We start from the raw sequence: 15,738 nt of genomic DNA, 5'->3' as shown, positions 1-15,738 counted from the left end.
GGTTACAATGGAATTGAGGTGATAACATGCTTACAAAAGAATGGTTAGATCAACTACCATTATCAGGTATTCAATCAATCCAACCGGTTTCTGGTGGTGATATTAATGATTCATACCGAGTTGAAACTTCAGAAGGACCCTTCTTTCTACTTGTTCAGCCAAATCATGATGCCTCTTTTTATGCTCATGAGGTTGAAGGATTAGCCCTTCTTAGTCAGGCAGCCCTAGTTCCAGAAGTTATCGCAACCGGACAGATTTCGGGAGATGCCTACTTAATCCTAAATTGGGTTGATACAGGACAAGGTTCCCAATCCGCGTTAGGCGAAATGGTCGCTCACGTCCATCAAATTCACCAAGATCGATTCGGCTTCGATCACGATGTTCTAAATGTGAAATTACCGAAAATCAATACGTGGCAATCTGATTGGCCAACCTTTTACTTAACGCAACGACTAGATGTATTAGTCAAACGTGCGGAAAACCACCAATTGTGGAATTCTCAGCGTGATCAACACTACGCCCACTTACGGGCCATCTTTGAATCGTACTATAAAGATCGGTCAATCGTTCCTAGTCTCCTACATGGTGACTTATGGTCTGGAAATTATTTGTTTACATCCGACGGTAACCCGATGCTAATCGATCCGGATGTCTTTTACGGAGACCGTGAACTCGACTTAGCAATGACCACCATTTTTGGTGGCTTTGATGAGAACTTTTACTCAGCGTATACCGCTACTTATCCGTTGGAACCAGATTTCAAAGAGCGATTACCTTGGTATCAATTTTATTATCTGCTGGCACATTTGAACCTTTTTGGCGAAATGTACGGTAGTGCAGTCGATCAAATATTAAATCATTACTAGTCTTCTAGTAATGATTTTTTTATGTCATCCACTTGGGTGAAACGCTTATTGGGCTGACCATCAACGATGATGAGGTGATCGTAATCAAATAACCAACTGTTGATACCAGCATTATTACCAGCCTCAATATCAAGTTTTCGATCACCAATCATAACGGTTTCACCACGATCTAATTCGAATTTTTCACATAATAAATTAATGCCTTCTGGATTGGGTTTCCGTTTAACCCCGTCATCCTTGGTAACCATGACATCGAAATATTGGGTTAACTCAAACTCATTTAATAACTCAACTGCTAACTGATTACGATGCGTTTCCAAAAAATGATGACGATTGGCGAGCTTTGTTTCTTTCAATAGGTCTGCAATTCCCTCAAATGGTCTGGCGTTTTGAACTAATTCTGGTTCGATGTGATTAAATTTATCTCTCACTTGTGTTTCCTGTAACCCATATATTGCCGAAAACTTTTTGACTGCTGTTCCAACTGATCCACGTCTCATCGTTGCGTAAATATCTTCCGTATCAATTTCAAAATCTTCAATATTAAAATAGGCCAACGTTTGACTGAACGCTTTTACCATTTCTGGATACGTATTAAATAGCGTGCCATCAAAATCCCAAATAACATTTTTCATTAAGTTTCTCCTTACAAAAATAGCACCAGCCAATAAAACAACTGATGCTCATTTTTATTTATGATCTGTGTCAAAAATGATCGTTACGGGACCATCATTAACTAGTGAAACCTGCATATCGGCACCGAATTCACCCGTTTCAACCGGAATATCCAACGCTCGTAAAGCGGTATTAAATTGCTGGTAGCAAGCTTCTGCATGTTTTGGATCGCCAGCGCCAATAAAGCTGGGCCGATTTCCCTTCTTCGTATCCGCGTAAAGCGTGAATTGCGAAACCGATAAAATTTCACCGCCGATATCTTCAATGGAAAGATTCATCTTACCAGCATCATCACTGAACACTCGAAGTTTACTAATTTTGTGAACGAGGTAGTTAATTTCCTCAGGACCATCACTATCCTGTGCGCCGACCAAGAGCATAAACCCTTGCCCAATTTTGCCATTAAGCTTACCCTCGATTGTTACTGACGCGCTACTAACTCGCTGTAAAACAACTTTCAAGTTAATTCAGCTCCTATAATTTATCTAAATGGACGTTTAACAACGTAAACATCCTGCACATTTTTTAAATTATCCATGATTCGTTGTAAATGTTCCAAGTTTCTAATTCCTAGTGAAATTGAAATAGTGACCATTTTATTATGATCGACTTGACCATTAACGGACGTTAAGGATTTTGTATTGTTGTTGATTGTTTTTAAAACATCGTTCAGTAAGCCGTTCCGATTGTAGCCCTGAACTTCAAGATTGGCGCTGTATTGACTCTTCGAATCAGAATCAATATTCCAGTACACATCTACAATCCGTTCGCCATTTTCTTCAGACTTAGCAACGTTCGGACAGTTCTGTCTATGGACGGAAACACCACGACCTTTTGTAATGTAACCAACAATTTCATCCCCAGGAATCGGAGAACAGCAGTGGCTCAGTCGGACAAGGAGATTATCGACCCCCTCAATGACAACCCCTTCAGGCGCATTCGTCTTTTTCTTGCCGCGTTGCTGAATATTTTCAGTTTCATTTGAAATCGTCTGATGTTCCTCTAACATTTGACGTTCTTCGTTACGAAGCCGTTTTTCCTCAGCCTCATGCCGAATATCATCCGTCAGTCTGTTAGCAACACCAACTGGTTGTACATCCCCAAACCCAATGGCAGCAAATAGATCATCAATGTGTTGATAATGCAGTTTAATGGCAACTTTTTCTAGTTGAGACTTGGTCATGATGGCCTTAGGATCATACTTAAATTCTCGCAATTGTTGGACAATTAAATCCCGACCCGTTGAGACATTCTCTTCACGATCACGCTGCCTAAAGAATTGCTTAATTTTGTTTCTTGCTCTCCGGGTTGAAACCAGTTTGAGCCAGTCACGATTTGGGCCAGTTGAACTTGCGGAAGTTTTGATATCAACAATATCACCATTTTTTATCTGAGAGTCCAACGGTACAATCTTACCATTGATAGTCGCACCAATTGTATGATTTCCCACCTCAGTATGAATGGAATACGCCATATCCAAGGGACCTGCGCCCTTTGGCAGCTCTAACACATCGCCTTTGGGTGTAAACGCATAAACGTGGTCACCAAATAATTCACCCTTAACACTGTCCATAAAATCGGCAGCATTTTCGGTGTCTTCTTGAATTTCAATAATTTGTTTAAACCAATTTAATTTATTGCCGGTTCCATTATATTCAACTTTACCGGTCTGCCCTTCTTTATAAGCCCAGTGCGCAGCAACACCAAATTCAGCAACTTGGTGCATTTGTTCGGTTCGAATTTGCACTTCAAGCGGCTTGCCTTCTGGTCCAATCACTGTTGTATGCAAGGATTGGTACATATTGGCCTTTGGCATTGCAATGTAGTCCTTAAACCGACCAGGCATTGGCTTCCATTTGGAATGAATTGCCCCAAGAACCGCGTAACAGTCTTTGATTGAATCAACAATCACTCGAATTGCCAGCAGGTCATAAATCTGGCTAAACTGCTTATGTTGATCCTTCATTTTTCGATAAATCGAATAAATGTGCTTTGGTCGACCATAAATATCAACCTTCATATTAAGATCAGCGATTGCGTCTTTGATATCACCAATTGCTAAAGCAATATAAGCTTCTCGCTGGTCTCGCCTCGAGTTCATCAAATGGACGATTCGATAATACTGTTGTGGGTTCAAATACCGTAGCGAAATGTCCTCAAGTTCCCATTTGATTGTACTAATACCCAATCGATCAGCCAGTGGTGCATAAATTTCTAAAGTTTCATTCGCAATGCGCCGCTGTTTATCAGGCCTGAGGTGTTCTAGTGTCCGCATATTATGTAATCGATCCGCCAATTTGACAATCATTACTCGAATGTCATTTGACATCGCTAATAACAATTTCCGATGATTCTCGGCCAATTGTTCACGGTTGGACTTATATTTAATCTTACCCAGTTTGGTAACACCATCCACAATCATGGCGATATCTTCACCAAATAACTCTTTTACGTCACTTAGGGTTGCACCAGTATCTTCGACGACATCGTGCAAAAATCCAGCAGAAACAGTAGCAGGATCCATCCGCAATTCAGCCAGAATTCCTGCTACTTGAATAGGGTGAATAATATAGGCTTCCCCTGATTGCCTGAATTGCTCCTTATGAGCAACCGTTGCAAATTGACAAGCCCGCTTCACCTTAGCGACATGCTCTTGATTCATATATTCTGAGACGGTCTTTATTACTAGATCAGCCGTCCATATCTGCTCTTTTGGAATATTGCTCACCCCGTTTATTAATTATGCAATTCTCTTATCCTTTTTCTCTTCCATAGGCAATATACGATGCCCCAAGATACACAATGGCGAATAAATAAGCATATTTTGGATAGAACAACCAATTTCCAACCATATAAATTAGTGGCCAAACAAACAGCCATAACCATGAATGCGGCAAAGGTTTGATGATATTTCCAATCACAATTGACCAAAGACAATTAATCACGATAAAGATTAAGCCAAATCGCCATGCTTTATCTATCCCCACCCATTTTATGAAGAAAGGCAAAATAATTCCTAATAGTAAATCGATACAGATTAATCCTTGCCAACGATATTTATCAAGTAAGTTATGCATATTAGTCACTCAATTCCTGTTGATTGTAATTGTGCTTATTTTAGCATTTTTATTAGTAATAATACATTATTTGCGGATAAATTAGGAATTCAATTCAATTATTGTTGAAACAGCCGCTAAAAAGTAAAGAGGGGCAGTTTCGGTTCTTAAAATTCGCGGACCTAGGCCAACCTTGATCCCATTATTATTTTCTAGAAGTTGAATTTCAGCGGGCGAAATTCCCCCTTCTGGTCCGACAACCACTGCTAAATTATCACCTGAATTTACTTCGCCTAATTGATGACGTAGTTCAGATTTTTCACCCTGTTTGGCAGCCTCTTCATACGCAACGAGTAATCTCCCGCTAAATGAGGTAACAATATTTTCTAAACTTTTTTCATATTTAATTGTCGGGATTTTTAACCGATGGGATTGTTCGGCTGCCCCAGCGGCAATTTTTTGGAGCCGTTCCAGCTTTTTATCTATCCGATTTCCCTTCCACTGCGCAACAGACCAATCTGCTGCAAAAAAGATCACCTCAGATACGCCCATTTCCGTCGTCTTTTGCACAATCCAATCTGCCTTATCCTGTTTAGGTAGTCCCATAATCAAGGTTACATTAACCGGTATTTCGCTTTTTGAATCCAAATTTTCAACAAGTTTAACGGTCGTTTTCTCATCCGTACTTGTTTGGAGTTGTCCTAAAAATAGATTGCCATTTAAATCAACAAATTCTGCGTGATCACCCGGCGTTGCACGCATGACTTTCACCCAATGGCGAGAAATATCTGAATTTAGGTCGACTGATGCTCCCAACTGGGCGGGCTGTTTTAAAAAATAGTGCTGCATTAATCATCAACTCCCGGTTTTCGAGCAATAATGCCATACCAATCGCCCATTTTTAGTGTTTGTACAATGATAAATCCTTGCTTTTCCTGAGCTGCCTTAACTTCATCGAACTTTTTATTAATGATTCCAGAAGTAAGAAATAAGCCATTTTCCGGAAGAAGGTTCCATGCTTGGGGGATTAACGGCATAATAATTTCTGCCAAAATATTTGCAACGATAATCTGCGCGCCTTCAGTAATGCCATTCAATAAGTCGTTTGCAGCAACCTCCACATCTCCAGCAACTGGATTCAAATCAAGATTACTTTGTGCAGACTTTACCGCAACGTCATCTAAGTCAAACGCTCTTATTTGACCAACACCTAATTGCTTGGCCCCGATGCTCAATACGCCAGAACCGGTACCGACATCAATCATTGATTCCCCACCACGAATGACCTGTTCCAAAGATATTAAGGAAAGCTTGGTTGTTGGGTGAGTACCTGTGCCGAATGCCATCCCTGGATCTAACACAATTAGCTTTTCATCATCCGTTTGCGGTTTGTAACTTTCCCAACTAGGAACAACCGTTAAAAAGCGAGTCACACGAACTGGATGATAATACTTTTTCCACGCAGTCGCCCAATCGCTCTCAGCAACCTCACTGGTTTTAACGGTAAAATCACCGGGGTTTAACCCAAACTCGTTTAACTGGGAAATTCTCTGATTGATCGTTGGCAATATTTCAGGAATAAAAATGGTTTCTGGATAATAGGCGGTCACTTTAGCGCCAAATTCAATGTGCTGTAGACTCGCTACTTCAACATAATCTCCCAAGTGACCTAGTGGACCATCGTGCAAATTCTCAAAATCCTTGGCATCGTCAATTTTGATTCCAGAAGCGCCCTCGTCCATTAGTATATTAGAAACGGCTTCTACAACTTCGCTCGTTGTTGTGACATCAATTTCAGTCCACTTCATCAATAAATCCTCCACTCAAAAAATTTTATAATAAAAGCGCATCCGCTTTAAGGATACGCTTCTTAGTTGTTATCTTCTCGGTTTTCCAAATGTGGCTCTAAATACTCAAGTAAATCATTCTCGTTTTTAAATACTCGAGGATGTTTTTGTTTGTGTAATCGTAGGTCAATTTCATTAATACGTTGGCGACCTATCCATGTATGCGAATATCTGACAATCACGCGATTATTAAATGCATCCTTGCCAAACTTCAACACATAAACACTTTCAGGTGCCATCAATGGTCGAATGTATGATTTTTGATAGTTAAAGCCCTGATCCTGTAAATACTCTTTTGTTCGGTTCAGCATGGAAAACACCTCCTAATTGATGTTGTCATTTCGTCTAATTACTCAGAATCACGTAAATACTATACAAATAAATAATTCTAATGAATTCTGTCCATAAAGTCAACTACTAATTATTCGTCTTCCTCGTCAGTTTGGAGTACCGCCATAAAGGCTTCCTGCGGGATATCCACCGTACCGACAGATTTCATTCGCTTCTTCCCACGCTTTTGCTTTTCAAGCAACTTAGCACGTCGATCCGGATCACCAGTATGAATCTTTGAGGTAACATCCTTCCGATAGGCCTTAATTGTTGTTCGAGCAATAATTTTTGCCCCAATTGCAGCCTGTACCGGAATTTCAAAGTTTTGCCTTGGAATAATTTTCTTAAGCTTGCTGGCAATCTCTCGACCACGTTTCTCCGCAAATTCTCTATGCGAAATGAAACTAAGGGCATCCACTTTATCACTATTTAGTAAAATATCGATTTTAACAAGATCACTTGGCTCGTAGTCCGCTATTTCATAATCTAGCGAAGCGTACCCTCTCGTACTTGACTTAAGTTTATCAAAGAAATCATAAATAATCTCGGATAACGGCATTTTATAAATCACATTTACGCGATAATCATCCAGGTAGTCCATTGTTTGGAACTGTCCCCGTTTATGCTGACAAAGTTCCATGACGGCCCCGACATATTCATTTGGAACCATGATAGAAGCTTTTACATAGGGCTCTTCGATTGTCTTAATTGCAGAAACCTCTGGCATTTCAGAGGGGTTTTCAACCATAAGAACGGTATCATCTGTTTGATTAACCCGATAGGTAACGGATGGTGCTGTTGTAATTAAATCTAGGTTGAATTCTCGCTCCAATCGTTCTTGGACAACATCCATGTGTAACATTCCCAAAAAGCCACATCGGAAACCAAATCCCAAAGCCTGTGATGATTCTGGTTCATATTCAAGTGCTGCATCGTTTAACTTTAGTTTTTCTAGTGCCTCTCGTAAATCGTTAAATTTTGCATTATCAGAAGGATATAAACCAGCGTAAACCATAGGAGCCATCTCTCGATAACCTGGGAGTGCTTTGTCGGCTGGATCTTTTGCGTTCGTCACGGTGTCTCCAACCCGTGTATCCGTTATGTCCTTAATACTAGCGGTCAAGTAGCCAACATCCCCTGCCATCAAATAATCACGCTTAATTGGCTTAGGTGAGTTAACCCCAACCTCGGTTACTTCATAAGTTGTATTAGAGTTCATTAAAGTAATCCGGTCGCCGGGCTGAACGGTGCCTTCAAAAACACGCACGCTCAAGACAACGCCCCGATATTCATCATAAACAGAATCAAAAATTAACGCCTGGAGTGGTGCATTCAAATCGCCAGTTGGTGCTGGTACTTTTTGAACAATTTGCTCCAACATTTCTTCAATCCCAATACCATTTTTGGCACTTGTTAAAACGGCATCTTCAGCATCGATCCCAATAACATCTTCAATTTCTTTTCGAACCTTTTCTGGTTCTGCAGAAGGTAAATCAATTTTGTTAATGATTGGAATAATTTCAAGATTGTCATCCAATGCTAAATAAACGTTCGCAAGGGTCTGTGCTTCAACACCCTGTGCAGCATCAACCACCAAGATTGCACCCTCACATGCTGCTAAACTTCTTGAAACCTCATACGAAAAGTCCACATGACCCGGTGTGTCAATTAAATGAAATTCGTAAGTGTGGCCATCTTTCGCATGATACTGTAATTCCACGGCATTCAATTTAATCGTAATCCCGCGTTCTCGCTCTAGATCCATATTATCTAACAATTGATCTTTCATATCTCGCTTAGCGACAGTATCCGTCATTTCCAAAATTCGGTCTGCCAATGTCGATTTACCATGATCAATATGCGCAACAATGGAAAAATTACGGATTAATTTTTGATGTTCCGCCATTTGTTTAAGATCCATTATTTGATTCCTACTTTCTCTCGCTCTGTTTCATATCTAATCAATTATAACAACGTATGCCATATTTAACAACGATTGAAGCTGGACAAAAATAAAAAGGCGTTGCCGACAACTTAATGTCGACAACCGCCTTTAGTCATCGTTAAATGCGTCTTTTACTTTGTCAAAAAAATTGCCTTTACCATTCCCGGCAACTTCTTCGCCACTGGCCTTTGCCAATTGTCTTAATGCATCACGTTGTTCCTTCGAAAGATTCTTTGGCGTCTTAATATTGACAGTGACTCGCTGATCACCATTTCCGGTTCCCCGCAACTTAGGAGCACCTTTTCCCTTTAAACGGAAAGTTGTTCCAGATTGTGTTCCAGCAGGCACCTTAAGTTCAACATCTCCATGAACCGTCTTCACCTGAACCTTGTCCCCAAGAGCGGCTTGTGAAAAGCTAATGGCTTGATCGAAGTAAATATCAGCGCCATCACGCTTAAAGTCTTTACTTGGCTGAACCTGGAAAATAATAAATAAGTCTCCGTAAGGGCCACTATTAGTTCCAGCTTCGCCCTGTCCTTGTAACCGCATTTGTTGGCCATCATCAACACCGGCAGGAATCTTAACTTCAACTTCATGACGTTGTTCTACATGACCGCTACCTGCACAGGTAGGGCACTTTTCTTTAATTTCTTTACCTGTTCCTTGGCAAACTGGACAAACCTGTTGGCTTCGCATTCTACCAAGCGGTGTGTTTGTTTCAGTTGAAACATAGCCACTTCCACCACAATTATGACAGGTAACCGGCGAGGTCCCTGGTTTTGCGCCACTCCCATTACAAGTGTCACATTGAGCTTCTCGGGTATACGTAATCTTGGTTTCTTTACCAAAAATAGCTTCTTCAAATTTCAGCGTCATTTGGTACTGTAAGTCGCGACCCGGTTGTGGCGCATTGGGGTTTCGTTGCGAACGGCCGCCACCTCCGCCACCAAAGAATTGACTAAAGATGTCATCAAAACCGCCACCTCCGCCAAAGCCACCAAAGTCGCTACCTGAAAATCCGCCACCGTTACCACCAAAGCCACCAGCTGCACCGTCAGCAGAACCATATTGGTCATAGTTTGCTCGTTTTTGATCGTCACTAAGCACTTCATAAGCTTCTGTAATCGTCTTAAACTTTTCTTCCGCACCAGGTTCTTTATTTATATCAGGATGGTACTTTTTGGATAACTTTCGATAGGCCTTTCTTATGTCGTCTTTACTGGCATCACGGTCAATGCCCAGTGTTTCATAATAATCTTTCTCAGCCATTGTTTTCCTCCCAGAATCAATTCAATTCAAGTTTAATAGGTCGTTTTTGTGAATTTAGCATATCATAATGACGCCCAATTAAAAAGCCAAAGCCCAAATGAGCTCTGGCTTTCACAACAATAATATCTAATTACTTGTTGTCGTCATGAACTTCAGAGAAGTCACCGTCAACAGTATTATCATCGTTACCCTTGTCAGCAGATCCGCTATCCTTAGTATCTTTTGCATCGGAGGCTTGTTCTTGTTGTTGAGCTTGTTGATATAACTTAACTGAAAGGTCTTGAACAATCTTGTTCAAATCATCCTTCTTGGTCTTCATATCTTCTAAGTTATTATCTTCTTGTGCCTTCTTCAAGTCGTCACGAGCAGCTTCTGCCTTTTTAATTTCATCGTCAGAAACCTTACCCTTAACTTCCTTCAATGTCTTATCAACAGTGAAGAGGAGTTGATCAACTTCATTCTTTAAGTCGACTTCGTCCTTACGTTTCTTATCGGCATCCGCGTTTTCTTGAGCTTCTTTCATCATCTTGTCGATTTCTTCATCCGACAAGCCAGAATCACTCTTGATGGTAATCTTTTGTTCCTTACCAGTTCCCTTATCCTTAGCAGATACGTTAACAATCCCATTTTTATCAATATCAAAGGTAACTTCGATTTGAGGAACGCCACGTGGTGCTGCTGGAATGTCGGCTAATTGAAAATTACCAAGTGTCTTGTTATCGGCTGCCATTGGACGTTCACCTTGTAACACATGAATATCAACAGCGGGTTGGTTATCTGCAGCTGTAGAGAACACTTGTGACTTGCTAGTTGGAATTGTCGTGTTTCGATCAATCAACTTAGTGAAGACACCACCCATGGTTTCAATACCAAGTGATAATGGCGTAACGTCAAGTAAAACAACGTCCTTAACATCACCAGTTAGGACACCACCTTGAACAGCAGCACCTAAAGCGACCGCTTCATCGGGGTTAATTGAATGGTTAGGTTCTTTACCAGTCCATTTCTTTACTGATTCTTGGACAGCTGGAATACGAGTTGAACCTCCATTTAAGATAACAACATCTAAGTCACTAGCTGAGATGCCAGCATCCTTCAATGCATTTTCAACTGGGATACGGGTCTTTTCAACTAAATCAGAAGTCAATTCGTTAAATTTAGCTTGGGTTAATGTTTCTTCCAAATGAATAGGTCCATTTTCACCAGCAGAAATGAAAGGCAAACTGATTTGGGTTTGTGCCATACCAGAAACATCCTTCTTGGCCTTTTCTGCAGCTTCCTTTAAACGTTGCATTGCCATCTTATCTTTTGATAAATCGATGCCATTTGCTTGTTTAAATTGGGCAACTAACCAATCCATTACCTTTTGGTCAAAGTCGTCTCCACCAAGATGAGTATCTCCATTAGTTGAGAGAACTTCAAACACACCGTCACCTAAATCAAGAACGGAAACATCAAAAGTACCGCCACCCAAGTCATAAACTAAGATTTTTTCATCGGTATCTTGCTTGTCCAAACCGTATGCAAGAGATGCAGCGGTAGGTTCGTTAATAATTCGTTTAACGTCTAATCCGGCAATCTTACCAGCATCTTTAGTTGCTTGACGTTGGGCATCGTCAAAATAAGCTGGAACTGTAATAACAGCTTGAGAAACCGTGTCACCAAGGTATTCTTCAGCGTAGCTCTTCAAATGTTGAAGAATAATTGCTGAAATTTGTTGTGGTGTGTATTTCTTGCCATCAACATCAACAGTGTAGTTTCCATCACCCATGTGGCTCTTGATTGAAACGATGGTATTAGGATTAGTGATAGCCTGTCGTTTAGCAACTTCACCAACTTGTGGTTCGCCGTCTTTAAATGCAACAACTGATGGCGTTGTACGAGCGCCTTCAGGATTTGTGATAATTTTTGGTTCGTTTCCTTCCAAAACAGCAACTGCTGAGTTAGTTGTTCCTAAATCAATTCCAATAATTTTATTACTTGCCATTGTTCATTTACCCTCTTCATAATTTTTTATTTATTGTGCCACAGCAACCATTGCTGGTCTCAATACTCGGTCCTTCAATTTATAGCCCTTTTGTAAAACCTGTGCAACGTGGTCTGCGGGAACTTCGTCCGTAGCCGGAACTGTCTGAACAGCTTGATGTAATTGAGGATCGAACTTAACGCCAGTTGCCTCAATCTCTTCAATCCCATTCTTAGTTAATGCCTCATTTAAGTGTTGAAGAACAAGTTCAATTCCCTTTTTAAGGGCCTGATTTTGGTCATCATCCACCTTACTATCCAAGGCACGCTCAATGTTATCAACAACTGGTAACAGATCATGAGCAAGCTGCTGTCCATCATATTTGAGTAAGGCAGCACGTTCTTTTGCATTACGCGCTTGGATATTTTTAATTTCTGCTTCAGCTCGAAGATATCGGTCCTCAAGACCAGAAACCTTATCTTCTAACTCTGTAATCTTTGATTCTTCTTTTTCTTCAACCGTATTTTGGTCATCTACAGTCGTTGCTTCTTTTTCACCAGAAGTATCCGTTATTTCATCTTTTGGTACTTCTTGGTCTTTTAACTCTTCTTCAGATTTTTTATCTTCTGCAGCCACACAATAACCTCCTCTTATTCGTCAAAATGACGATAATATTCAATTAATTTGCTTGCTAACTCGTTTCTAAATGCACCTATTAGACCAATCATTTTTGAATAAGGCATTCTAGTTGGCCCCAATAGTGCGATGATTCCTTTACCATGTGCATCAACATCATACGTTGCCGTGATTAAACTGTAGTTTTTAAGCAAGTCGCTATTGGAAATTTCATCGCCAATTTTAACTTGAATTTGGTTAGACGGCTCACCCAAAACTTCAGCAATATCATCTGTATGATCCATTAATGAATAGATTGATCTTAAAGTGTCGATGTCAGTCTGCTCAGAAAAATCGAGCACATTCATTCGACCACCAACATAAAAGCGTTCCTGAGAAGCACGAGTTAAAACATCCCCAAAGATTCTAAGAAATCCCTCTGGTTTTTGCATATAACGGGTTACCTCCGCTGGAATCTGAAGCTTTAACTTTTCAACCACATCTTCCAAAGGAAGCCCAACCAGTTGATCATTAATAATTCTAACGACCGCTTCAAGTTGCTCACTTGTTACATTATGAGTCACACTGAACGTCTGGTTCTCAACATCCCCATTGTCAGTCACTAGAATTGCCATGACCTGTCGATTCCCTAATGGTACTAATCGAAAACCGCTAAGTCGACTATTCTTTAACTCTGGTTTTAACGTAAACGTTGTGTAAGATGTAAGATCAGATAAAATTGTCGCCGATTGTGCCACAATTTCATCAATCTTCTGAAAGTCACCACCCAGCGACGTTTTAATCAAATCAACATCGTTATCTTTTACAACGTCTGGTCTAACCAAATGGTCGACATAATATCGATAGCCTCTCATCGAAGGAATTCTTCCAGACGATGAATGCGTTTTTCGAATTAAATCGACTGATTCTAAAACTGCCATTTCATTTCGAATTGTTGCTGAACTGACGTGTACTGGTAATTGTTCAACCAGTGCTTTCGATCCAACTGGAACACCGTTGTTGGTATAATCTCTAACAATCGCCCTCAAAATCATTTCTTGTCTATCCGTTAACATGATATCACCTCTTTTAGCACTCGATTAACATAAGTGCTAAGACACATATACAATGTAGCAAACGCGAAATAGAAAGTCAAGAATATACATGACTTTTTTGGCAATCTCTATTATTGAGTGCTAATTTTTAAAAAATTCCCGTGTTTTTTCTTCATCTGCATTAAGTTGAGTGACAAGTGCATCTGCACCAGAAAACTTAACTTCTCCTCTGAGCCTCGTGAACCATTCAATTGCCACGTTTTCACCGTATAGGTTACCTGTGAAATCTAGTAGGTAAATTTCGACGGTCACTGGACGGCCTTCTCCAAAGGTCACATTTCTACCAATTGACGCCATTCCATTAACCCATTTGTCCCCAACCTTAACCCTCGTTGTATAAATACCAATTCCAGGAAGCCACTGATCCTCGGGGTGATTGATATTGATTGTCGGAAATCCAATCGTTCTCCCCCTAGCAAATCCGTGAACGACAACGCCCTTTGTCTGGAACGTATAGCCTAGTAGAAGATTTACTTTGGCTAAGTCACCTTCATCTAAAGCATCCCTGATTCGGCTTGAACTGACCTTGTCCCCAGTTTGTTCTCTTTCACCAACCGTGATGACCTTAAATCGGTTCTGAGCATATTCAGCCAAGTGAGCCATGTCTGCATCGGAATCCTTTGCACCATAAGTATGATCAAATCCAGCAACGACAGTCGTCGGATGCAAGGCACAAATATACTGATCCACAAACTGTTGAGGTGAAAGTGCTGAGAAACTTCCAGTAAAGTTAACCAAATAGACTAAATTGACGCCAAATTCTTCTAGCAAAGCGAGTCGCCGTTCTTGAGGCGTAATATATTTTGTGTCCTCAGGCATTAGTCGTCTGTAAACAACCTCTGGATGATGGTCGTAGGTTAAAACCGCCAATTTGACGCCTAATTTATCTGCTTCTTTCTTAGCAGCTTTAATAACTTCCTGATGTCCTTTATGGACCCCATCAAAAAAGCCCATTGCCAAAACAACTGGACCTTCATCAATTAAATTTAAATTTAGCGGGTGATGAATGTTAATGACTTTCAAGTCAACTGCCTCCTACCAAGTAATATTGTTTATTGTGTACTAAACATTTTAAGTGGCTTATATTGTGTTTTATTTTCCATCAATTGATACAAACATTTTATTTCCCCATTAAAGCTCAAAGCAACAACTGGTTCCGTCGTGTCTATTTCTTCAGAATACAGCCAGACACCATGCTTAACAGCGTCCCAGAGCTCATCAGTTAGTGGCACTTCGGGATATTTAGCAAGTGCGCGCTTAATCGGATACAGCCATGAATAGTCGGTGTTCTCTTCGTCAACCGCATCCTTTATTTCATCTAGGGTTACCGTTTCTTTAACGTCAAAACCACCACTTGAAATTCTGCTTAAATCCGACATAACTGCTGGAACTCCAAGTTGTTTGCCTAGATCAACTGCCAAGGTTCTAATGTAGGTTCCTTTTGAACATCGCACCTCAAAATGAACTTCTTGATGCCCAGTTTCCTTATCAAACTTAGTCGTTCCTAATTGCGTAAAGGCATAAATCATAATTTTTCGTTCTGGTCGCTTAACCTCTTTGCCAGCACGTGCATATTGATAAAGTTTTCTACCATCAACTTTTACCGCAGAATACATCGGCGGAATTTGAATAATTTCGCCAGTCAGCATCGCCATAGCAGATGCTAATTGATCATCATTAAACGGCTCCGGTAATTTTCTTTCTTCAACAACATCTCCATCTAGGTCTTCCGTTGTCGTCGAAAATCCCAAGGTAATCGTGCCTCTGTATGTTTTTCCAAAGGTCATCAAGTAGTCGACCACTTTTGTCGCACTACCCACACAAATTGGTAAAACGCCATCTACATTTGGATCAAGTGTGCCTGAATGCCCAATTTTTTTGGTGTGTAGAATTCTTCTTAATTGATTGACACAGTCATGACTTGTCATGCCACGTTCTTTATAAAGTGGGATTATTCCGTTCATAGATTTCATTCCTTAATTAGTAGATACGATAATCGTTTAATTATATCATATCAAATTTAAAATTTGACTCAAAAACTGACTAACATTAGT

General features: G+C 40.4%; 15 protein-coding genes. 1 reads left to right on the top strand and 14 read right to left on the bottom strand.

Features of this window, described 5'->3' with window-relative positions:
• Positions 1–26: 26 nt before the first annotated feature.
• Complete coding sequence (locus FD44_RS02025; protein WP_010619737.1) at positions 27–866, top strand: fructosamine kinase family protein; 840 nt, start codon at positions 27–29, stop codon at positions 864–866.
• On the opposite strand, the gene FD44_RS02020 is transcribed toward FD44_RS02025, so the two are convergent.
• The 14 genes from FD44_RS02020 to truB form a co-directional block, all read right to left on the bottom strand.
• Complete coding sequence (locus FD44_RS02020; RefSeq protein WP_010619736.1) at positions 863–1,501, bottom strand: HAD-IA family hydrolase; 639 nt, start codon at positions 1,499–1,501, stop codon at positions 863–865. The two genes, FD44_RS02025 and FD44_RS02020, sit on opposite strands and share 4 nt — an antisense overlap.
• 54 nt (positions 1,502–1,555) lie before the next feature.
• Positions 1,556–2,002 carry a D-aminoacyl-tRNA deacylase gene (gene dtd, locus FD44_RS02015; protein WP_010619735.1) on the bottom strand — a complete coding sequence of 149 codons (447 nt, stop codon included), beginning with the start codon at positions 2,000–2,002 and terminating at the stop codon, positions 1,556–1,558.
• 20 nt (positions 2,003–2,022) lie between these two features.
• Entirely contained in the window at positions 2,023–4,260 is a 2,238-nt protein-coding gene (locus tag FD44_RS02010; RefSeq protein WP_029327533.1) for a RelA/SpoT family protein, read from the bottom strand.
• 34 nt (positions 4,261–4,294) lie between these two features.
• Positions 4,295–4,618 carry a hypothetical protein gene (locus tag FD44_RS02005; protein WP_010619733.1) on the bottom strand — a complete coding sequence of 108 codons (324 nt, stop codon included), beginning with the start codon at positions 4,616–4,618 and terminating at the stop codon, positions 4,295–4,297.
• A gap of 81 nt (positions 4,619–4,699) precedes the next feature.
• Positions 4,700–5,446, bottom strand: a complete 747-nt coding sequence (locus tag FD44_RS02000; protein ID WP_010619732.1) for a 16S rRNA (uracil(1498)-N(3))-methyltransferase — start codon at positions 5,444–5,446, stop codon at positions 4,700–4,702.
• Positions 5,446–6,405, bottom strand: coding sequence for a 50S ribosomal protein L11 methyltransferase (gene prmA, locus FD44_RS01995; RefSeq protein ID WP_010619731.1), 960 nt, complete (start codon positions 6,403–6,405; stop codon positions 5,446–5,448). The genes FD44_RS02000 and prmA overlap by 1 nt, the downstream gene beginning before the upstream one ends.
• A gap of 62 nt (positions 6,406–6,467) precedes the next feature.
• Entirely contained in the window at positions 6,468–6,755 is a 288-nt protein-coding gene (locus FD44_RS01990; protein ID WP_010619730.1) for a hypothetical protein, read from the bottom strand.
• 110 nt (positions 6,756–6,865) lie between these two features.
• Positions 6,866–8,695, bottom strand: coding sequence for a translation elongation factor 4 (lepA, locus tag FD44_RS01985; protein ID WP_010619729.1), 1,830 nt, complete (start codon positions 8,693–8,695; stop codon positions 6,866–6,868).
• Positions 8,696–8,827: 132 nt separating this feature from the next.
• Positions 8,828–9,988 carry a molecular chaperone DnaJ gene (dnaJ, locus tag FD44_RS01980; protein WP_010619728.1) on the bottom strand — a complete coding sequence of 387 codons (1,161 nt, stop codon included), beginning with the start codon at positions 9,986–9,988 and terminating at the stop codon, positions 8,828–8,830.
• Positions 9,989–10,118: 130 nt separating this feature from the next.
• The gene (gene dnaK, locus FD44_RS01975) at positions 10,119–11,975 is read right to left on the bottom strand and encodes a molecular chaperone DnaK (RefSeq protein ID WP_010619727.1); all 1,857 of its coding nucleotides are present in this window, start codon (positions 11,973–11,975) and stop codon (positions 10,119–10,121) included.
• 30 nt (positions 11,976–12,005) lie between these two features.
• Entirely contained in the window at positions 12,006–12,590 is a 585-nt protein-coding gene (grpE, locus tag FD44_RS01970) for a nucleotide exchange factor GrpE (protein WP_010619726.1), read from the bottom strand.
• A gap of 14 nt (positions 12,591–12,604) precedes the next feature.
• Positions 12,605–13,645 (bottom strand): heat-inducible transcriptional repressor HrcA, encoded by a 1,041-nt coding sequence (hrcA, locus tag FD44_RS01965; protein WP_010619725.1) that lies wholly within the window; start codon positions 13,643–13,645, stop codon positions 12,605–12,607.
• Between the two features lie 120 nt (positions 13,646–13,765).
• Positions 13,766–14,707, bottom strand: coding sequence for a riboflavin biosynthesis protein RibF (gene ribF / locus FD44_RS01960; protein ID WP_010619724.1), 942 nt, complete (start codon positions 14,705–14,707; stop codon positions 13,766–13,768).
• Between the two features lie 29 nt (positions 14,708–14,736).
• Positions 14,737–15,648: a tRNA pseudouridine(55) synthase TruB gene (gene truB, locus FD44_RS01955; RefSeq protein ID WP_010619723.1), complete on the bottom strand. Its 912-nt coding sequence runs from the start codon at positions 15,646–15,648 to the stop codon at positions 14,737–14,739.
• Positions 15,649–15,738 lie beyond the last annotated feature (90 nt).

The sequence above is a fragment of the Secundilactobacillus malefermentans DSM 5705 = KCTC 3548 genome, from assembly GCF_001436395.1.
Lineage (GTDB): Bacteria > Bacillota > Bacilli > Lactobacillales > Lactobacillaceae > Secundilactobacillus > Secundilactobacillus malefermentans.
The sequence above is the reverse complement of the archived record's forward strand: the minus strand, read 5'-3'. Positions and strand labels throughout refer to the sequence as shown.